The 21,938-nt window shown below is 40.5% G+C and carries 13 protein-coding genes; 7 read left to right on the top strand and 6 right to left on the bottom strand.

Features of this window, described 5'->3' with window-relative positions; all coding sequences use genetic code 11:
- The first annotated feature begins 34 nt into the window (after positions 1–34).
- The 3 genes from H8S90_RS16480 to H8S90_RS16470 are packed head-to-tail and all read left to right on the top strand — an operon-like array spanning position 35 to position 6,206.
- Positions 35–3,418, top strand: coding sequence for a TonB-dependent receptor (locus H8S90_RS16480; protein ID WP_187338955.1), 3,384 nt, complete (start codon positions 35–37; stop codon positions 3,416–3,418).
- 4 nt (positions 3,419–3,422) lie between these two features.
- Positions 3,423–4,904, top strand: a complete 1,482-nt coding sequence (locus H8S90_RS16475) for a RagB/SusD family nutrient uptake outer membrane protein (RefSeq protein ID WP_187338954.1) — start codon at positions 3,423–3,425, stop codon at positions 4,902–4,904.
- A gap of 30 nt (positions 4,905–4,934) precedes the next feature.
- Entirely contained in the window at positions 4,935–6,206 is a 1,272-nt protein-coding gene (locus tag H8S90_RS16470; protein ID WP_187338953.1) for a polysaccharide pyruvyl transferase family protein, read from the top strand.
- A 393-nt stretch (positions 6,207–6,599) separates the two neighbouring features.
- Here H8S90_RS16470 and H8S90_RS16465 read toward each other — a convergent pair whose 3' ends face one another.
- On the bottom strand, positions 6,600–7,856 hold the full coding sequence (locus H8S90_RS16465) for a PQQ-dependent sugar dehydrogenase (RefSeq protein ID WP_187338952.1): 1,257 nt from the start codon (positions 7,854–7,856) through the stop codon (positions 6,600–6,602).
- Positions 7,857–8,381: 525 nt separating this feature from the next.
- Between H8S90_RS16465 and H8S90_RS16460 the strand changes: the two genes are divergently transcribed.
- The gene (locus H8S90_RS16460) at positions 8,382–8,585 is read left to right on the top strand and encodes a hypothetical protein (protein WP_187338951.1); all 204 of its coding nucleotides are present in this window, start codon (positions 8,382–8,384) and stop codon (positions 8,583–8,585) included.
- A gap of 105 nt (positions 8,586–8,690) precedes the next feature.
- On the opposite strand, the gene H8S90_RS16455 is transcribed toward H8S90_RS16460, so the two are convergent.
- On the bottom strand, positions 8,691–9,206 hold the full coding sequence (locus tag H8S90_RS16455; protein ID WP_187338950.1) for a DUF892 family protein: 516 nt from the start codon (positions 9,204–9,206) through the stop codon (positions 8,691–8,693).
- A gap of 718 nt (positions 9,207–9,924) precedes the next feature.
- Between H8S90_RS16455 and H8S90_RS16450 the strand changes: the two genes are divergently transcribed.
- From H8S90_RS16450 to H8S90_RS16440, 3 genes are all read left to right on the top strand, one after another.
- Complete coding sequence (locus H8S90_RS16450; RefSeq protein WP_255501634.1) at positions 9,925–11,247, top strand: BamA/TamA family outer membrane protein; 1,323 nt, start codon at positions 9,925–9,927, stop codon at positions 11,245–11,247.
- A gap of 296 nt (positions 11,248–11,543) precedes the next feature.
- Positions 11,544–12,620, top strand: a complete 1,077-nt coding sequence (locus H8S90_RS16445) for an acyl-CoA desaturase (RefSeq protein WP_187338948.1) — start codon at positions 11,544–11,546, stop codon at positions 12,618–12,620.
- Between the two features lie 451 nt (positions 12,621–13,071).
- A complete protein-coding gene (locus H8S90_RS16440) occupies positions 13,072–14,163 on the top strand; it encodes an adenylate/guanylate cyclase domain-containing protein (RefSeq protein WP_187338947.1) in 1,092 nt (363 codons plus the stop codon).
- 33 nt (positions 14,164–14,196) lie between these two features.
- Here H8S90_RS16440 and H8S90_RS16435 read toward each other — a convergent pair whose 3' ends face one another.
- Genes H8S90_RS16435 through H8S90_RS16420 form a run of 4 tightly spaced genes read right to left on the bottom strand, consistent with a single transcriptional unit; the run spans position 14,197 to position 21,828 of the window.
- A complete protein-coding gene (locus tag H8S90_RS16435) occupies positions 14,197–15,492 on the bottom strand; it encodes a hypothetical protein (protein WP_222852117.1) in 1,296 nt (431 codons plus the stop codon).
- Positions 15,493–15,514: 22 nt separating this feature from the next.
- A complete protein-coding gene (locus H8S90_RS16430; RefSeq protein WP_187338944.1) occupies positions 15,515–18,694 on the bottom strand; it encodes a GH92 family glycosyl hydrolase in 3,180 nt (1,059 codons plus the stop codon).
- Positions 18,681–20,081, bottom strand: coding sequence for a sugar porter family MFS transporter (locus tag H8S90_RS16425; protein WP_187338942.1), 1,401 nt, complete (start codon positions 20,079–20,081; stop codon positions 18,681–18,683). The genes H8S90_RS16430 and H8S90_RS16425 overlap by 14 nt, the downstream gene beginning before the upstream one ends.
- A gap of 7 nt (positions 20,082–20,088) precedes the next feature.
- Positions 20,089–21,828: a class I mannose-6-phosphate isomerase gene (locus H8S90_RS16420; protein ID WP_187338938.1), complete on the bottom strand. Its 1,740-nt coding sequence runs from the start codon at positions 21,826–21,828 to the stop codon at positions 20,089–20,091.
- Positions 21,829–21,938: the final 110 nt, after the last annotated feature.

Raw genomic sequence — 21,938 nt, 5'->3', positions numbered from 1 at the left:
CGCAAAAATTCATTCATTATAACCTAATATTCAAATGTACAAAAAAAATGCTGCATGGAATAGCTGGCTATGCCACAGCTATTCCACAAAATTATTTGTAGTGATGAAACTCATTTTCATGCTAACTATTCTATTTACACACAGTTTTGCATCCATCAAAGCACAGCTCGTTACAATAGAAGTAAAGCGAGAACCAGTTAAAGCCGTTTTGCTCAAGCTTAGTAAAATCAGTGGTTACGATTTCATCTACAACGCCGATTTGATACGTGAACTCCCCAAGGTTACTTTAAATGTCAAGAGGGAACCTATTGAGAAAGTTTTGGCTCAGTGTTTTGCGCCACTCCAAATTGACATTGTTTCTAGAGAAGATGAAACCATCGTTATCAAACTAAAAGAGGCTATTCCTCCCTCAAACATATATACAAGTTATAACCTCCAACAACTAATCATAGAAGGAAGAGTTTTAGATCAACAAGGTGATCCTTTGGAAGGGGTATCTGTGATCGTAAAGGATCAACCTAAAATAGGTACAGCCACCGATAAAGATGGATATTATACCCTTAAAGTAACAAGTGGTAACACCTTGGTATTTTCATACACGGGCTACCAGCGAGTAGAAGAAACCATCAATAACCGAACACAGATTAATATGACTTTGATAGAACACGAATCGGCTTTGGATGAAGTGGTAGTGGTTGGGTACGGCTCCGTAAAAAGAGGAGATCTCACAGGAGCTGTTTCTACGGTGGGTGAAAAAGACATACAGGCTACTCCCATTGTTGCTTTAGATCGCGCCATGCAAGGGCGTGTAGCAGGCGTCAATGTTACCACAAATTCTGCCCGTCCAGGCGGTGCAACCACCGTTCGGATCCGTGGAACAGGTTCTGTAAACGCCGGGAATGAGCCACTATATGTTATTGATGGTTTTCCAACTGGCAATCTAAATTCAATCAATATTAACGATATCGAATCCATGGAAGTACTAAAAGATGCCTCAGCCACTGCCATCTATGGTTCAAGAGGCTCCAATGGCGTGATCTTGGTTACTACGCGCCGTGGTAAAGCGGGGCAGTCGATTATCACTTACGACGGCTATTATGGTCAACAATCCGTTCGTCGCAAAATCCCATTGCTAAATGCACAGCAATTTGCCGAGTTTGTGAACGACGCTTATATAAACAACGGATCTGCACCCTATTTTGATGGCAGTAGTTCGGAAAGACCGCTTCCTTCCTCCTTGGGGGTTGGTACTGACTGGCAAGACGTGATCTTACGAACGGCCCCCATACAAGATCATCAGTTAAGTGCCATGGGAGGTTCTGACAAAACCAGGTACGCCATATCGCTTGGCTACTATGGACAGGAAGGGATTGTCCATAATTCCGACTTCAATCGTTATTCATTACGGGCTAATCTAGACAGTGATGTCTCCTCTCGCCTAAAAGTTGGGTTATCTGCCCAGGGAGTGTATACTCACGGCAACAATGCCCGTACAGAAGTAGATGGTAACACGTCTTATGGGAGTATCATACCCTCGGCCCTGAATTATTCTCCTACTTTTCCCGTATTCAATGAAGATGGTTCCTACTATAATAATTCAGGACCGCTCAATGGCTTACAGGCCGATAATCCCTATGCTATGACACAGGAATTCACCAATAAGAATGCACTCATCCGCTTTTTGGCGAATTCCTATGCTGAATTTCGAATTACCGATGACCTGAAATTTAGAAGCACTTTAGGTGCAGACTTACAAGCGAACAAAACAAGTTCCTATATATCACGGTTGGTCATCGCCGGCGCTACCCTCGGTGGCAGTGCTTCTGTTGCTTCCTCCCAAACTATCAATTGGCTTAATGAAAACACCCTAACCTATGATAAACAATTTGGAGAAGTACATCAACTAAATGCGTTATTGGGTTATACCTACCAGCAGTCTGACTATGAAACGGCTACTGCCAGGGCCAATACCTTCAATGATGATTTTGCAGAATATCATAACCTTGGCGCAGCATCCACTTTGGTTCCTCCTGTATCTGAGGCTAATCAGTGGCGCTTAATTTCCTATATTGCGCGGGTAAATTACGGTTATGACGATCGCTTCTTGCTCACCTTAACAGGGAGACGCGATGGTTCTTCTCGTTTTGGACCAAATAACAAGTTCGGATTCTTTCCTTCAGGCGCATTGGCTTGGAAGTTTAATAACGAGCAATGGATGCAAGGAATACAACCACTGTCGGATGCTAAATTAAGAATAAGCTATGGTTTGTCTGGGAACCAGGAAATCAACAACTATCGATTTCTTGCCAACATTGCGCCATACGCTTATGTGCTGGGCGGTGCATTGCTATCTGGAAATGCGCCCTCCGGTATCACCAACCCCAACCTCAGATGGGAAAAAAATGCTCAGCTAGACATTGGGCTTGATATAGGCCTATTCAATAACCGCCTGTTACTAACGTCAGACTATTATATAAAGACAACATCCGATCTATTGTTCGATGTAGGTGTACCCACTAATTCCGGCTTCTCTAACATGCTACAAAATATTGGCCGTGTAGAAAACCGTGGGTTTGAACTAGCTATTAACAGTACCAATATCGATCGTGGAGGCTTTATGTGGACCACCGCATTCAATATCACGTTTAATAGAAATAAAGTACTGGCACTGGATAATCGGAACGAATTCAGGAGCGGCACAGCTTCTGATTTACATAATACCACAATGACACCTATCCTGATGCGTGTTGGCACACCCATTGGCAATTTTTTTGGCTTCCGAACAGATGGTATCTTCCAGAATGAAGTGGAAATTAACGCCTCTGCACAACCGAATGCTCAACCGGGTGACCTCCGCTACATTGATATGAATGGCGACGGAGTGATCAACGATGATGATCGAGATATCATCGGAAATGCCAATCCAGACGCCTTTGGCGGATTAAATAACACCTTTTCTTATAAGGGTTTTGACCTTAACATTTTTATTCAGGGCACCTTTGGTAATGAAATTCTGAACTACGGCACATTTGACCAGATGAACATGACGGGAGGTAATAACCAATCGTCGCGCGTATTAGATCGCTGGACGCCAGAAAATCCTGGTAATACCGTACCACGTGCCAATGCTGCCGGAGGGTCGCGCTTATTATCAACCTTACATGTAGAAGACGGCTCTTATATTAGGTTTAAGAATATATCTATTGGTTATACTTTCCCGAAAAAGTGGTTACAATCGCTCTCTGTTAGTGAATGCCGTGTATATCTTACCGGACAGAACCTCTTCACCATCACTTCCTATACTGGATATGATCCGGAAGTTAACCGCTTCGGAAATGCTACGATCAGTCAAGGGATCGATTACGGGGCCTATCCGGCCGCAAAAACCTATCTTTTTGGTTTAAACCTTAAATTTTAGCAAAATGAGTATGAATCTTAACAAACAGATAGTCTCAACAAAGATATGCTTCGGCATGATCATACTATCCTTTTTACTCGCTTTTACCTCATGCGAGAAACGCCTGGACGTCACACCGCTGTCGAATCTGACAGACGCAACCTATTACAATACCGAAGAAGATGCAAAAGCAGCATTGGGTGCCTGTTATGCAAACATTAGTAATCCAGATGTCTTTATTGATTTGGCTATGGCAGATGATGCAGTGCCTTTTCTTACCGGCGACGCTAACCGACCGCTACTTTGGCGTTACGATATCACACCCGATAATGGTTACATACGCTTTTATCCCGGTGCCTACAATAATATCAATCGTTGTAATATCGTCATCAACCTCATACCCAACATTGAAATGGACGAAGGTCTTAAACAACGTTATGTTGCGGAGGCCAAATTTTTACGTGCGCTAGCATATTTCAATCTGGTAAGATTGTATGGGGGCGTACCAATTGTCACTACGGCAACCGAAGGTGCAGAAGGACTGGAAGCACCCCGGGCAACCGTGGAAGAAGTGTATACATTGATTGAAAGTGATCTGCAAGAGGCTGAACAAATACTACCCGAAAGCTACGACGCCACCGATAGAGGTAGAGTAACGAAAGGCGCTACACGGGGCTTGTTGGCCAAAGTGTATCTCACTAGAGCAGGTGCCGATCAGGGGTCTTCATACTGGGCACAAGCCGCAGTTAAAGCGGAAGAGGTAATCAACGGTGGGGTGTATAATCTATATCCGACTTTTGCCGAAGCATTTGCCTTATCAGCTAGAGGAGGTATAGAAAACATTTTCGAGATACAACATATCACGGATGTAAGGGGACATAGTTTGGGTAGGGGTTACGGCGTCCGAGCTGCCCCCATCTACCCGGGTACCGGCGCTGGTATTGCGCGAGTGACAGCAAACCTTTTCAATCTTTATGCAGATGATGATCAGCGCAAAGCAGTAACTTTCCTTACCTCTTATACTTACCAAGGCAACACGGTAGAACTCTCAGTAACTGACCCCAATCCTGCCAATGCCGTATCCTTCCAAAAACTATGGGACCGAACGGCCACCACAAATGGTGGCGAAGGCACAAGTATTCCCATATTACGTTTTGCAGACGTACTACTGATCTATGCGGAGGCTCTAAATGAAGCCAGCGGAGGCCCTACAGCAGAAGCTTATGAAGCGATTAATCGCGTACGTTTCAGGGCAGGATTAAATCCTTTGGCTAATCTCGACTACCAAAGTTTTAAAGAAGCTGTATTGTTGGAACGAAGATTGGAACTTACCTTTGAAAATAACCGTTTTTTTGACTTGCTTCGAACCGATAAGCTAGTGGAAACCATCCGTGCGGATAATAGCTTTAATCGGAATGCTCAAATACAAGTCCATCATGTGTTGCTTCCCATACCGCAACTCGATATGGATGTCAATCCGTTGTTGGAACAAAACCCAGGTTATTAATTAATTTTAAAAAAAGAAAAAGAACAAATCATGTTAACACGTAGAGCATACTTAAAAAATTTAGGAACCCTCACAGCAGGAGTACTTTTAGGAAACAGATTATTTGCCGTTTCGCGACAAAGAAAATCCATATTATTACGATCATCTTGGCAAACGGTTAATATAGGTGATATTGGGCATACACCAGGTGTATTAACCCTCTTAGAAAAACATCTACCTGATATAGACATTCGCTTATGGCCAATGAGTGTAACCAACGGAGTCGATGCTATGCTAGAAAAGCGATTTCCGCAGGTAAAAATCATCCAAAGCGATGAAGAAGTACAACAAGCTTTCAGGGAATGCGACTTCCTACTTCACGGCTCCGGCCCTTCGCTAGTTGCCGCACGTGATGTTAGCAGATGGAAAGAAGAAACAGGTAAGCCCTATGGTATTTATGGGATCACCTTTCCGGGATTCTATGGTCCACCAACTCCTTCCCAGGAACAAGCGTTGGATCAAAACATCGAGTTGCTAAGTCAAGCCAATTTCTGTTATTTTCGAGATTCCGTATCGCTGGAATTCGCAAAACAAAATGGCGCCAACTGTCCTGTCATGGAATTCGGCCCCGATGGTGCTTTTGCGGTAGACCTTAGCAATGATGAGGCCGCTGAACAGTTCCTAAAAGAATATGAACTGGAAGCGGGCAATTTTCTATGTGCCATTCCACGGCAACGCTATACCCCATGGTGGGAACTCCCTGAAAAAAATGCCACTTTTGACGAGCGAAAGAATGCACGTAATGAGGAAATGCGAGAACATGATAATAAACCCATAAGGGATGCAATTATAGAGGTAGTACGCCAAACCCCCATGAAAGTGCTGGTATGTCCAGAGGACGCTACTCAAGTAAAATTGGGAAAAACAGCCATTATCGACAAGCTTCCGGAAGACGTACGCGATAAGGTTGTTTGGAGAGATCAGTATTGGCTTACAGATGAAGCTTTAAGTACTTATAAGCGATCTGCTGGTTTGTTCGGTCTAGAAATGCACTCGCCTATTATGTGCATTGGCAACGGCATACCGGCACTTGTTGGCAGATTTGAGGAGCAGACCTCCAAAGGTTATATGTGGGCGGATATCGGACTGGAAGATTGGCTTTTTGATGTTGATGTACCAGCAGATGTCGAAAGAATTACGCCAGCAGTACTATCATTGGCACAGGACCCCGTATCGGCTAAAAACAAAGCTTTACAAGCAAAGGAACGCGTTGATGAGCTTTTCGCAAATAGTATGAAATTACTGGGAGAGCAATTATCTTAGACTATACCTCATTACGTCAACTACAACTTCAACCCTAATATCGGTCGATGTGGGGTTGAAGTTGTAGTTCCTGTAACCCAAAAAACATTATATTCTGCGAATAGCGACCACCGAAGATGATCGCATACTGGTTATATGGCATAGGGCACCTGAATTTATTGAATTATTTTTTTGAATGTTTCCCAGAATACGCCTTAATCATTCGGATAAAATACCTCAGGTGATAAATAACATCAACATTTAACAAAAAACATCCAGCAGGATATACAAAAAGGGACAAAGGCTCCGCTTTTTGGGAAAGCTAGAGCCTTTGTCATATAATCAACCTAAACCTAATATTAAAAACGTAGCGATAGACAAATTATTGTACGCTAGTTAATGAATAACAGAAAATTAATCTTGATCTTCTTTCTTTCCTATTCTGAATAACCACCCCGAATCTGTAACAGCATATAAAGCGCCATCAGCTCCTTCAGTGACATCTCTGAAACGTTGCGCTTGATCAGAAAGCAATCTCTCCTCTCCTACGATCTTATTGTTATCATCGATTACCAATCGCGCGATATGCACCCCACTCAATGCTGCTATAAATAAATTATTTTGCCATTCTGGAATAACATCACTACTGTAAAATGTGATGCCACTGGGTGAAATTACGGGGTCGTAATAATAAACAGGTTGCTCCAACCCTTCTTTCTGCTGGATACTATCACCCACTTTTTCTCCACTATATTCAATTCCATAGGTAATAGTAGGCCATCCATAGTTTTTACCCGGTCTTATCAGGTTTACTTCGTCGCCCCCTCTCGGTCCAAATTCAGTCTCCCAAAGGTCACCTGTCACTGGATGAAATGCTAAACCCTGTACATTTCTATGTCCATAGGAATAAATTTCTGGTCTGGCCTCAGCGTTTTCTTCAAATGGATTTCCCGGTGCGGGCTCGCCATCTTTGGTAATACGTATGATCTTCCCTAGTGCCGACTTTAAATCTTGAGCTTGCGGCCTTGTTTCCAAATCAGAACGTTCCCCGGTACTGAAAATAATATTCCCTGTTTTGTCAAATAAAATACGGGAGCCGTAATGCAATTTGCCATCATAAGCGGGAGTAGCTTGGTATATAACCTTTACCTGTTCGATAGTTTTCTCATCTTCAGACAATTTTCCTTTGGCTACAGCGGTGAGGTTTTTACCGTCCAACGGTTCAGAAAAAGTCCAGTAAACCATGCTGTTTTCTGAAAAATCAGGATCAAGCGTCAGGCCAAGTAACCCACCCTGTCCTCTGTGGTCCACTTTAGGCAAACCTTTAATAGCCTCACTTAAAGTACCTTCTTTAGACACGATACGCATTGTACCCTCTTTCTCGGTAATTAAAAACCGTCCATCCGGTAGGGCAATAATTCCCCAGGGTTGCTTAAGATCTTTATTTAATACCGCAACATCATATGGAGTCGTAGTTTTCACTCCTCCAATGCGTGTTTGTCCATCAAAAGCCGGTTGATAATCACTATTAGGAGCTCCGGTTTCCACCGGGTCCAAACGTGCAGAATCTAATGCCGTTTGGTCATTGTTCTTGTTTGCAGAAGAACTGCAGGAGGCCATAACTATTGCTAACCCGGAGGCAAGCCCCAAAATATTAAAGGTTCTTGACATAAAATAATTTCATTTTAGATTATAAATCTATTAATATTTATTTATTTTCTCAACAAAATGGCAAAATACTCGCCAGACACATACAAATTAGACCGATCATCTAACACTTTCTAAACCTTATGCAATTTCGGTTGTAAAAATATGCCTATAACATTATATAAATTTCCTCGAATTGCTATGGGAGCTTTACATAGACATTGATGATTTATTGAAGTTCTTCATACGCTTTCTCCAAAGAAGTTTCTAAACTATCGCTGCCCATCCTGAAAATCTTAGATGGGCTCTTGCTTATACTTTGGATTTTATCCGGGGAGAACGCCCGACACTAATTAGGCCGATAATTAGACTGTTCATACATAACCGATCCTGAAAGAGATAAACCCGAGAATGACCTTTAAAAGCTAACGAACAGCAAACTCGTATCGATAAGTTAATACGATGGTGAGCTAAACAATTTTGCGTCTTAACTGTATTAATTATAGTAATTCATTTGATACTACACAAATACATATTAAAACGAAAATTATGAAAAAAATAACCGGTTTGTTTATCCTATTAGGACTTTTTGCCATTTCAAGCTGCGGTCAATCTACTTCAGAGAACGACGAAGAAAGTGATTATCGCGACACCGTTGAATCTTCTACCCCCCTTAATGATAATAATATGCGAAACGATCAACCTACAGAAGAATTGACAAAAAAAGACTCGCTCGGTCAAGACTCTATCTAATTTTGAAAATCGCTAATAACGATGCATTTAGTAACGGTTAATCGATTTGTTAAAAACGTATTGCTTGCCGAAAATTTAATTGATATGAACTCCATATAATAGCTTTCATTCTTTAGACTCTCGATCAGTTTCGATATTGATATCATTTTTAGCTATTGCTGTTAAAGATGAATCCATTTTTTCTGATTCAACAAGGTTCTCGTGTAGAACTTCATCCATGTGTTCATAAGTTATAATTTGGCTTAATGTTAACAATGCTCCATAAGTTGCGATACCATAGTGCACCAGCTTCTTTGCCATAAAAATTATTCCTACATCTCGTAGTACTGATCTTCCTTGAGTATCATCCATTATTTTGTTTCCTTCAGCTAAAATACCGATAATTTCTTGGCATCTTTTTGTAGCTGGGGGTTCATCTGCTCGGGAGAAAGCATGCTCTAAACGAATAATATGGTTCTTCTTTTCTTCTAAAAAAATGGTCAAAATTTCTTTAAGTTTAGCAATACTCGCCGCCTTTTGCAGGGCAGGAAGCACTTCTACTATTTTTTTATCAGCCCAATAAGCAACTTTTAATTGTTCTATTAAAAATGCTCGAAAATTTGAATCCTGTTGTGTTTCCATAGTAAGTAGCTAGGTTCAAAAGTTTACCTCTAACAATAAATAGATGCTACATATTGAATGTAGTGACTAAGTTCTGGTGATACATAAATAAACTGGTCGATCGCAGCGGTATCAAATACCCTTTCTTACGGGAACTTAAACATATCCCAAAATCCATGTATACCTGTACGATTAAACACTTCTTTTAGATTATTGTTTATAGAGATTTATTCATATAGCTAATAAAAAACTGTCGCGTCAACATATTATACAAAAAAAGATCAATGAAAATATACTAAAACCTTTCAAAAGCATTACTTTGCTTTTATACATAGTCATTAAATTTGAAACAAGAAGGGTAATATGGTTGTATTAATCTTGGTCTATTGTAGTATTCCAGTGCTCCAAAACACTGGAAAAATACGAAGCATTTAATAAAAGCAAATTTGGGGAAAGTACTCATCATAATTGGTCATTCAAGAAAAAACAGCCTTATCTTTTGCAATGGCAGCTGCTTACATGCAGGGGCATTAGATACTAAATGAAAGTTAGTGTTTAAATTAACGGATATGGTTTTTAATCCGAAGGTGAAAAGTGTTCCTATTGGTGATCAACATGTAGAACCAGAAAACATATTCACTTAAACATATTTGTCAATTTTTGTGTTGTAAAGATGATGAAAACCGAAGACTATATATAAATTAACAGTGTATATCGGTTACCTTTGTAAATTAAGCTTTTGAAATTAAATATAAGCACTTTTGTGAATAGTTATCCTATTAAAAGACTTTTTATTTTTTGCAACGTTATTATAGCTATCATTTTATTGGCTCCAAACAAAAGACTGTACGGACAGGAGAATAATAGTAACGATTCTACCAAAACAATTAATTCAACTGCTTATCAGTATGATATTAGCGACCTTTTTCGCAACATTTTCCACCCCAACCGTCGTATCGACAGTTTTGAAACCAAATCTGGATTGGCATTCTTACCGAATGTTGCCTACAATCCCAGTATTGGCGCTCAAATTGGTATCAAGGCTGTAGGTGGCAAAATACTTGGCAAACAACCATCAGAAACACTCATGTCTGTTGCCGCCAGCTCTGCGTCCATTACAACCCGTGGGATCTTGGTTTTTTATATTAGTCACAATATATTCACTCCCGGCAACAAGTGGAATCTCCAAGGCAATTGGCGAGTGGCAAATATGGTTGCGCTTGACCACGGACTGGGTATCGGTAATAAAACAGGAGAAAACTTAAACGATAATATTTTACTAAACCCAGATCGCGAACTTTACATGATTCGCTACCATTATTATAATTTCAATGAAAAAATATACAAGCAAGTATACCCCAACCTTTTTTTGGGTGCTGGCATATCGTTCGATATACGAGAGCGAATACAGGATGAACGATTAGAAGATGAATTAACGCCGCACTATTTATATAGTCAGGAAAACGGATTCAACAATAATCACTACGTCGCAAATGGTTTACTTTTTAATATACAATATACCACGCGTGACCATCCCAACCGAGCTTATAAAGGAATACATTCTGATATTGGAATCCGTCTAAATCAATCTTGGTTAGGCAGCAATAAAAGCGCTGTACAACTCACTACCGATTTTAGAAAGTACTGGAGTTTATCTCAACATAACCCAGAGCACGTATTGGCATTCTGGCATTGGGGAAGCTACTTACTAACGGGCACATTACCTTATTTGGAATTACCGGGCACCGGAAAAGATATGTACAACCGCAGCGGAAGAGGGTATACTATCGGCTATTATAATGGAACTTCTTTTTTCTATTCTGAAATCGAATACCGTTTTCCCATAACAAGAAATAAATTCCTAGGTGGAGCTGCTTTTGTAAATATGCAAACCGCCGGTCATCAATTAGACACCAAACTGTTTGAACAATGGCAACCGGCAGCTGGTCTCGGTTTGCGAGTACTCTTCAACAAAAGTACACGTACAAATCTTTGCCTAGATTATGCTTTCGGAAAGTATGGCTCAAGCGGATTCTTTCTTGGTTTAAATGAAGCTTTTTAAATTACATAGTTATTACATACCTCATAAAGAGACCATATAGCACCATTTACCGTATTTCTCGACCTTTTAGGAGGTCCATATCATGGGCAAATTCGCTAGGTGTTATCAAACATCAAGTAAACTTGGATTTCTTGGTTTTTATTGCTATCTTTAACGACGAGTTTGGTTACAAACTTGGGGATGGAAAGCTTATAATAGCTTATGGTGTTTTGAGTAATGAACTATAATTTAGTTACGGTCGATCAATCATTCACAGTGTCCTGTAATTATTTTATTGTTTCATTAAGCAAGAGATCATGACTGCTAAATTAAAATTTACAAACCTACGTCGTTCCTCTTTTTTTTCGACGGTCCGGGAGAAAGTAGACAATTATTTTCAAGAAAAAGATATTTCAAAACACGGCAATACTGCCCTTTGGATCAAAGCATCGATTTTTCTTTTCGGATATTTCCTTTTATATATCCTTATAATATCTAATCCCTTCCCTATTCCTGTTATGCTGCTACTGGCTATTCTTTTAGGAGTATTCAGCGCTTTTATTGGCTTCAATGTCTGTCATGATGCAATGCACGGATCGTTGTCTGCTAACGCTAAGGTAAACAAAGCTTTTAGTTACACATTTCATTTAGTAGGTGCGAACCCATATGTATGGAATATTTCACATAATATAGTGCACCACACTTATACCAACGTAGCTGGGCATGATGAAGACATTGAGATCGCCCCTGGGCTGATTCGCTTATCTAAGGAAGAAAAGTTAAACAAGCTCCATCGTTTTCAACATCTATATGCGTTTCCTTTATACAGTCTCTCATCTTTATCTTGGCTTTTCCGTAAGGATTACAAGAAGTTCTTCCAAGCAAAAATAGGACAGCATCAAGCAAAACACCCAAAAATAGAATACTTCAATTTATTTTTCTTTAAGTTACTCTATTGTTTCATATTTATTGGTGGGCCGCTATTATTAACAGACTTAAGTTGGTGGCAAGTTTTGATTGGCTTTTTTGCACTGCACTTTGCACAAGGACTGGTGATGGGACTGGTGTTTCAATTAGCTCATTTAGTAGAAGAAACAGCTCTTCCAGTCCCCAACAAAGACGGTAATATAGAAGATGCATGGGCAGAACATCAGATGAAAACCACGGCAAATTTTTCATCCAAAAGTAAATTAGCATCATTCTTACTCGGTGGTTTAAACCGCCAAATTGAACACCATCTTTTTCCAAAAATCAGTCACATTCATTATCCAGCTATCTCTAAAATTATCAAAGAAACAGCGGAAGCCTATAAACTTCCTTACATTGAAAACAATACTTTTTTTGGCGCGCTGAAATCGCATTATAATATACTGAAGAGATTCAGTACAGGGTAGCGCATACAGCTAGTCTCTTCTGTTGCCAAACATTTTCTACCGTACTAAGTCAACTGCCTTAATAATGCTCAAAGTGTTGTTTTATTAAACAGGTATTGAGAATAACGGATCTTCCTTCTCATAACGTATAATATGAAGCTGCGATAGCTTATACATACATATATATTGTTTACTTTAGCTTCATGTCTTTTACCCAGTTGATGATTTAATCTACGTTATTAAGGTTCATATATCGCGAAATTATCTAGGTTTATCTGCCCATTATTGCCCGATCGCAGACCCAACCTTTCCTTGAAAAAATCTTACTTGGAATCGCTATAAAATTTATATTTGTAACGAGCTATAGCTGATAACAGACATTATCATCTAAGATACAAGCTTCATTAACAACCAGTTATTCATTCGAAATATTCCATATAGCTCATAAGAACCTTTTTACTGACATCTATTTATGAAAAGAGGAACATATTTAAAGATAAAACAACTAGGTGCTATTATTATTTCCTGGTTAATCATAGGCTTCTTTATAGCTGTATATGACTATCTTGTATTACACACACACGTTTCAATGGGGCCAGCGGCAAATTACTCGTTTCTTATTTCGATACTTCGAAATATGGGGGCGGGCCTTATTGGCGGTCTACTGGGTGGAAGCATTTTAGTTTTCTACGTAAATGAAAAGTTTAATGATAAACCATACGGTTACACTATTCTTATTGTCGGCACTTGTTTTATTTTCATTATCCTCCTAATTACTTTGATTATGGGCGTCACGATTGTACCGTGGCAAACCGGGAGACCCTTAGCCGACCCAATGACAAAAAAAGCTTTTTTTGATTTCGTTACCGACAGCTACCCGCTCAAAAATGGCTTAGTTTGGGCATTTATCGTTTCGCTGACCCAGTTGTTGTTACAGGTAAGTAGTAAATTCGGTCATCAAACATTTCTAAATATTATTACCGGAAAATATAATGTACCTAAAAAGGAAAAAAGAATCTTCATGTTTCTAGACCTCAACTCTTCCACGAGTATTGCCGAACAATTGGGTAATGAAACTTACCATGCCTTACTGAAAGACTTTTTCGCAGATATCACCTATCCCATATTGGAGAACAAAGGTAATATTTATCAATATGTGGGCGACGAAGTAGTCATTGCATGGAATTATAAGGACGGCATCGAAAACACGCAGTGCCTAAAGTGCTTCTTCGATATAAAAATGGCTATTGATAAAAAACGGCAAAAATACATAGAGCGTTATGATTTAATCCCGACTTTTAAAGCGGGTATCCATTCAGGTAATGTCATAGCAGGTGAGATAGGTATCATCAAACGTGATATTACCTATTCGGGAGATGTCCTGAACACTACCTCCCGTATATTAGGAAAGTGTGGAGAATTAAATCAAGAGCTTATTATCAGCTCCGATCTATTATCTATGTTAAATGTCGCTAAAAGCTATCAAAGTAAGATTTTAGGTCATATTCCACTCAAAGGGAAACAACATAGTGTACCCATACACGCCCTACTACAAATGAAATAACCGATAAACCAAAGCAAAATCCCCTAGAAATACTTATTTCTGTGCAAACATTTCAAGCATATGAATAGCATCGAATAACACCCCAGCTTCACCTCTAAAAGTCCCCGATCCTTTTGGCTGGTTATCCACAGTATACCATTCAAAAAAACCATCATTTTTTACCACCCTTGCCGTCATCGGCTTTAGCTGTTCATAGGCTTCTTGATAAAAACCGTTACGTATTAATTGTTGGATCATCCGGCCACCAAACCATGTCCAATCTCCTCCATTCTGATAACCGTAAGGATACATTCCTTCATTTTTAAAAGCTCCTTCTGGATAGGTTGGATACAAAGTAAGGCCTATAGTAGCGGCACCCGCAGCTTCAACATTGGCTATCATCTGATCTAAGGATATTTTGATCTGCTCTTTTGATAGCAGGTCAGCTTCAATGGCAACCGCTGTTCCCCCATGGTAAAAGATAACATCTTCATTGAAATCCTCAGGAAAGGGAGATCCGTTCAGGTAAATGTGCGGAATAAATTTCTTCCGATCATCGTCCCATAAATGCTGCATCACATTTACGGCTATTTTTTCCCGAACCTCTTTCCACTTAACTTTCATCGTAGGCACGAGTTCCATTAAATTATCCAAAGCAATAAGAAGCATGGCATTGTCGTAAATGTCAATCGCCAAATGAGAATCTGAAGTCAGATATACTCCCCATTCGTGTTCCGGCTGCACATCCCCCCAATCGGCGGTAGTAGCTCCCCAAAGTAAGCCATATTCATCGTTATACCGATGATCAATCAAAAAATCCATTGCTTTATCCATACGATCAGCTACCGTATATCCGCCAATTTTCTCGCTTACGAACGCGGTGTCGCCAGTAGCCTGCACATATTTATAAATAGCTTGAATCAGCGAGGTTTCCTGATCCGTTTCCACGGTATTTTTATGTCCGGCATAATCAGCTGCCAATTCGCTGTATAGGTAATCGTAGCCAACAGCGCCGTTTTCTATAGTTGATTTAGGCACAAAGCCATCAACAATATTTCCATCGGCCCCTTGCAGTTGAAAAAAAATAATCAGATTTTCTTTAAGTATTTCTTTCGAGTGTACCTGTGCAGCTAAGTTCATGAAGGTATTAAAATCCCTTATCCATACCTCCCTGTATCCGTCGCCCGCGTTAAAACCGGGAGCCACTATCTCCAGCGCTTTCTCTTTCACGAGGGTTAAATTACTATCAGCGATAATCGCCTCCTTTAAATCGTTTTTAGCTTTATTTCCCGGACCACACGCAACCGCGATAAACAAAAGCAAACTAAAAAAAAACATTTTTCTCATCATATATATCTTTACGATTCTATTTTCACTTAAGTGCTGGAGGTAAACTTGCTGTACCCCATTCCTTATTTGGTTTTTCTCCCATTTCTAAAATCAGTGATCCCCCATTTAATAATTCCGAGGCGTCAAACCAAAAGTTGTCGAGCTTTTTCCCATTCAGCACAGCATGTTGCACATATTTATTCTTTTTACTTGCATGCCTAGCTTCAATAATAAATGTTTCGCCTCTTCCATATCGACGGCCCAGATCAATCGTCACTTGCTCAAAAAGAGGACTGCCGATTTCGTAAATTGGATTTACCCTTGTGCCACCGTCTGTTTGAAATAGTCCTAACGCATTCATCACAAACCAGGCACTCATCTGCCCCTGATCTTCATCACCTAGATAAGCATTAGCAATACCATGACCATAATACCGCTCACCGATGGCCCTGCTCCATTGCTGTGTAAGCCACGGTTTTTTAACCCAATTGAAGAGGAAAGCAAAGTGCATCGATTGCTGGTTTCCCTGTACCACCGGATAATCCCAATATTGATCATTCGGGCCATTAAATCGCCACTTATAGCTTTCACCAAAACCCCATTCCAAACGTTTTAAAAACCTGTTCTTACCGATATATTCTGCCAAAGCTGGAACATTTTGCGGCACGAAAAAAGTTAATTGCCAAGCATTACCTTCTACATAATGTTCATTTGCTCCCGATTTGAAGGGATCAAAATCGGGCAGCCACTCTCCTTTGGCATCCCGCATCCGCGCATAACCTGTTTCAGCGTCAATGGCATTCTTCCACCACCCACCTCTTTCTTTAAACATCTCATATGCTTCCTGTTTATCTAAAGCTTTGGCAAATTGTGAAACCGTCCAGTCGTCAAAACTGTACTCCAAAGAATTAGAAAACCGACCCTCGTCATGGGGAACATAAGCATGTTTCAGATAAGTTGCCAAATCTCTATTGCCAGCGAAGCCGCCTTCCACGGGGGAAGGTAGAGTCGTTTGCATTTTGTACACCGCTTCAAAAGCTTTTTCCACGTCGTAATCACGGATTCCCATCTGATAGGCCCCTACAATAAGTGGTATCTCATGTTCGGCCACCATCACCGGGATATATTCCATACCAGCTGGCCCTTTGGCCAACCATCCGTTGGCATCGTACATTGCCAATTGAGATTTTACCCATTTACTCGACCATTCGGGTGTTACCAGATTCCAAAACTGATTGAGATTCCAGAACGTATTCCAAAAAGCGTCACACCCCAGTGCCCGATCGTCTTTATCAACAAATTCCCTTACCTTCTCATCTGCCGAACGCCAACGACCGTCTACGTCACTGAAGGTATTCCTGCTGGCCAACGATCGGTACATATTGGTATAAAAACGTTCTTTTTGGAGGTAGTCATTCGATCGGATAGCTATACGATCCAAAAGTTCATTCCAGGTATCTTTCTGGCCTTGATAAACGGCATCAAAAGACCATCCATAAGGATCACTTATTTCTTCTTTTAAGTTCAAAGCTGCGTTTTCAACACTAACATAAGATAGACCTGTGCGTACTTGTACAACTTTATTATCACGTGTATCAAATTCAACAAACATTCCGGCATTCTCTACACTATCTGCTACCAAATCTGCCGCAACTTTGACTTCACCGTTTCTCCATGTACCAAAATTTAGAATAGGCTGATCAAATTCCATTACGAAATGCACGATATACTCCTGATCAACCCCTCCCGACCACACATTTCTTGAAATTTGCTGACTGTAACCTACTATACGGTGATCATTCACTTTTTTGAGGCTCACGCCTTGGATTTGATAATCGTACTCCGTGGGAATTTTAAGATCAACCATTACCCTACCGCTATCGCTTTTATGATAGGTGTAACGCTGAAAGCTGCTGCGAGTACCTGCAGTCAGCTCTGCGGTAATATCATAATCCACCAAATCAACCTTATAGTAGCCGAGCGGAGCCTCCTCTGATGCCTTGTCGATCTGGGAGCGATAACCACCACCCGTGTCTTCCTGATCACCCACCGTTGTTTTTAATGGTCCGGTTACCGGAAAAGTACCTAGACCTGTCATAGTCCACTCATGTATATGGCTAAAGGTGCCTACTGATTCAAAGGTTGGATCATAGCCCGCCTGCCAACCGCTGTTTTGGTTATCCGGGCTTAACTTCACCATGCCAAAAGGCATCCATGGGCCGGGAGCAATCATCCAACGGGAATGTGCCGCACCCATCATTGTGTTGACATAATCGGCAGGCGTAACCAAATCTTTATGGCTACGATCAACCTCTCCTTCACTATACAGGGTATCGTCAATATAAACAGAATATTTACTCTTAGTGGTTTGGCTAACAGCTGGCATCGGAGCTTCCAATTGATATCTTCCACTATCAAGTTCTTGTTTGAGAATCGTTTCACCATCGAGCCGAACCTCCAATAACGGGTCTCCGGTTAGGTGACACACGTCTACTAATAGGGGTTGATAATATTTCCCGTCAACCAGTGTTTCATAATTTGCTGTCTCAATCGATTTAACTAATGCATCGGTTGGTTCTTTTACCTTAGCTCTTGCCGGCCCATGAAGCGCCAAGTAATCGAACACCAGCCACCCCCCTGTTAAAGACGTTATGGTTACTTCATTACACCCCGTTTTTATTAGTTCTTTTGGAATATCAATACTTAATTGCTGACGGTCTTCTTCCTTAAAGGGGCCAACAGGATCTTCCCCACCAGAGCCCCGCTTAAGTTCAAAAACATAGGGTTTTTTGTTGATGAGAATCTTTACCTTTGGTGCTTTCTTGGGGTCTACCGCTAAAACGTCCATTACGAAAGTCCACGTGTCAGCAGGAGGAACATCTGCCAATTCAAAATAAATATTTAAGAACTGCGAACGTATTCCGGCGGTTCGACCGGTCCCGCCCCAACTATTGGCAGGACCCGGCAGCACATATGGCCAATCCTTCGCTGGATCAGACGAGCCAATTAGGAAAAAACGATCTTCAAAACCAAAATCCCTTTCAACAAATGCTTGAAAATCATTCGGAGCCAGTGCCATTCCACTCGGCGAGCCATCTTGTTTTCCTATCTGCCAAATAACAGCAGACTCTTTCCCAGATAAAGTGAAAGATTTAGAAAAAAATAAAACGAGTAATAAAAAACGGCCTATAGATAAGCTTAAATTCATATTATATTTCTTCATGCTGTTTCAATTGTTGTTCAATCACTTCTAAAGATTTTCCTTTTGTCTCGGGCAACAGACGATATACCACCACGAACGCTATTAAACAGAAAAAAGCAAATATCCAGAATGTATACCTGGCACCAAAGCTGCTTAACATGATAGGTGTTAATTGCCCTACAATAGCATCTGCTATCCACATAACCATTATACTCATTGCCATTGCCTTACCTCGTATTCTTGCGGGAAATATCTCCGAGGCGACCACAAACTTCAGCGGGCCGATAGAAAAGGCAAAACAGGCAAGAAAAAGGAGTACGGAGAGCATGAGCACAGTGGTGTTCATGCTTGTGTCCGTAAGAAAAAAACCTGTGAGTAACAAGCTAAAAGTAGCACCTAAGGTTCCAATTAAGTAGAGTGGCCTCCTGCCTAGCTTATCGACCTTCCATATAGCGAACAAAGTAAAAAGCATATTTGCCAGGCCGAAAATAAGTTGGCTCGTAAACGAATTTTCCAAACTTATTCCACTTTCATTAAGAATGGTCGGTCCATAGTAAATAATAGCATTTATACCGCTAAATTGCGAGAATAAAGGAAGCAATATTCCCAATAGAAGCATCGCACGCACACCTTTATTTAGTAATGTACGATAGGAGCCCCCGTCATACTGCTCCGTTTTAATACTGTTAAACGTCCGAAATATATTCTCCGCTTCTGCCTGCCCGTACAGATTCTTCATAAGCGACATTCCCTGATCTATTTTCTGCTTTTGCAAAAGCCATCGTGGGCTTTCAGGTAATAGAAAAAGACCCGCTGTAAAAATTATAGCGGGTATAATGCCTACAGCAAACATCCCACGCCAAGGTTCCTGAGAGAAAAGATAATGGTACCAATTAGCATCTGATGGTGAGGTTTCTAAATTGACAATTATTGCATTACTGATATAAGCCACTAAGATACCAAATGTTACCGCGAGCTGATAATAGGTAACCATGCGGCCGCGAATATTACTTGGTGCCATTTCTGAAATGTATAAAGGCACGATATTCGAAGCAACACCAACACCAATCCCACTTAGCATTCTCGCCAGAATAATTAACGGATAATTGGGTAAAAAAGCGCAGCCTACCGCCGAAACCAGAAAAAGCACAGCAGCTACTACCATCATTTTTTTTCTGCCTAAGTTGTCTACAAGCACACCCGATAATCCTACACCTGTAATGCATCCCACAAGTGCTGAGGAAACAAACCACCCTAGCTGTCCCGGACTCAATGCCAATTGTTTCTGTATAAATGGCAAGATCCCCGAAACAACGGCCATATCAAACCCAAAAAGGAAACCACCGAAAGCGGCTATGCTTCCTATCCAATATATTTTATTGGAGTATTTTCTATTATCGAGTGCCATGTTATTGCTACTTTAAAAAAGCTTTCACTACTTTTATAGGCTCTTCATCGAGATTGATGATTGTGTAGCTTCCAGCTGCAGCCGGAATCACAAAAGTTTCTGCGTAATTATAGGTTCTTTTTACACCATCAGCTGTCTCAACCATCAGACGCGCTCCGTCGACTAGCATCAAAACACGGCATGCATTTTCGGTTGATTCTTGGTAGAAAGTGCTTATCACAATCTGGTGAACATCATAAAAGTGTTCAGCATGGGTGGGATAATGAAAAAGCTGCCAACCATCTTCATTTTTCAGCAAATAGGGTTTAGCTTTTAATTCATCCTCAACTACCGAACCTTTTCGGTTAAAATCTAAGTTTTGGAAAGCATGGTCAATATTTATTGGCCTTGGTTTACCGTCTAAATCCATTCGCAGCCAATCGTACATCTTAAATGTAAAAATATAAGGTGTCGCACTGATTTCAAGTACAAGATTATTCTTTCCTGCACTATGCACGGTACCATTGGGAATAAGAAATAAATCATGCTTTTCTGCTGGAAGTTTCTGCACGTATCGTTCTATATCTACCTCTTTTCCATATATTTGACTATCCATCAGATCTTTTCTAAATTCTTTCGGATCAATATCCTCCTGAAAACCAATATATACACTTGCCCCTTCTCCAGCATCCATAATGTAGTAGGTCTCATCTTGCGTTATACGTTCTCCAAATTTTTCACGTATATATTTCAACGAAGGATGACATTGAATCGAGAGATTTCCACCGTCGAATGTATCTAAAAAATCGAATCGAATCGGAAAAGCTGTCCCATACTTTGTCACATGTTTTCCAAGTACAGCTTCAGCTCTGGCAAACATCAACCAGTCGAATGATATCTCCAAAAGATGACCGTTGCTTTCAAAAAGCAACCCATTTTCGGGCACGATCAATTCAAAAGACCAAGCATAATTTACAGCTTCCTGATTGAGATCTTTAATGTGCCGCTTAAGCCATTGTCCGCCCCAAGCGCCAGGTTCAAACCAAGGCTTCACACGGAACACTGATGTTGATAATTCTTTTAAACCCTCTATCAGCTTGTCCATGTAACTCCAGGTAACGGTATCCTGATGCTGCCCGTCAATCATCACGTCAACCTTGTCGAATATTTGTTCCTTATGTAGATTAAGCACCACCCAATCCACAAAATAAAACCTTTTATACATCGATTGTGCGTCATCAGGCTGCACTGCTCCCAAGTTTACGATTTCCTTACGACGCATGCGATACTGCAATTCGTTCTTAGGTAGATCTATATAGAGAAGCTTAGCATGAGCAGTAGCAAACGACGACGCATTAGGCCCGATAGTTATAGTCAAATCCGCTTCTTTAGTAAAGGATTTACTTTTGATAATTTTCTCCTGATCAAAAAAATCTGCTAGCGTTAAATCCGTTTTCTTGCCCCAAACCGTACTAGCTCCACCCAAAAAAGGCCTTGTCATTTCATCAATTTCATCCTCATTTTTAAGGGCATCTGCTGTATCGACCCAATGTATAGAAAAACCTTGTTCTTTTAAGCGAACATCAAGTTGGTGTCGAATATAGGCCCAATCTACCCCTACATAACCGTCGATATTAACTGCTTTATTCGCGACGATATAAGAAACAAGTGAATCAAAACCCTTATGAATTTGGTCCTGTCCGAGATGATGTACAGGCAAAATTTCGTACGACTTAGATTTTGTTGATAAAATACTGGAATTATTCATGTTTATATGTATGGCTTATCAATTACATAAGCAAACATACATATGTACATACATATAAGCAAGGTTTTTGGAATATATTTTCAGATGTTCGGATCAACCAATTGAAAATC

This window comes from Olivibacter sp. SDN3, from assembly GCF_014334135.1.
Classification (GTDB): domain Bacteria; phylum Bacteroidota; class Bacteroidia; order Sphingobacteriales; family Sphingobacteriaceae; genus Olivibacter.
Note: the sequence above shows the minus strand (reverse complement) of the source record. Positions and strands in the feature narration are given on the sequence as shown.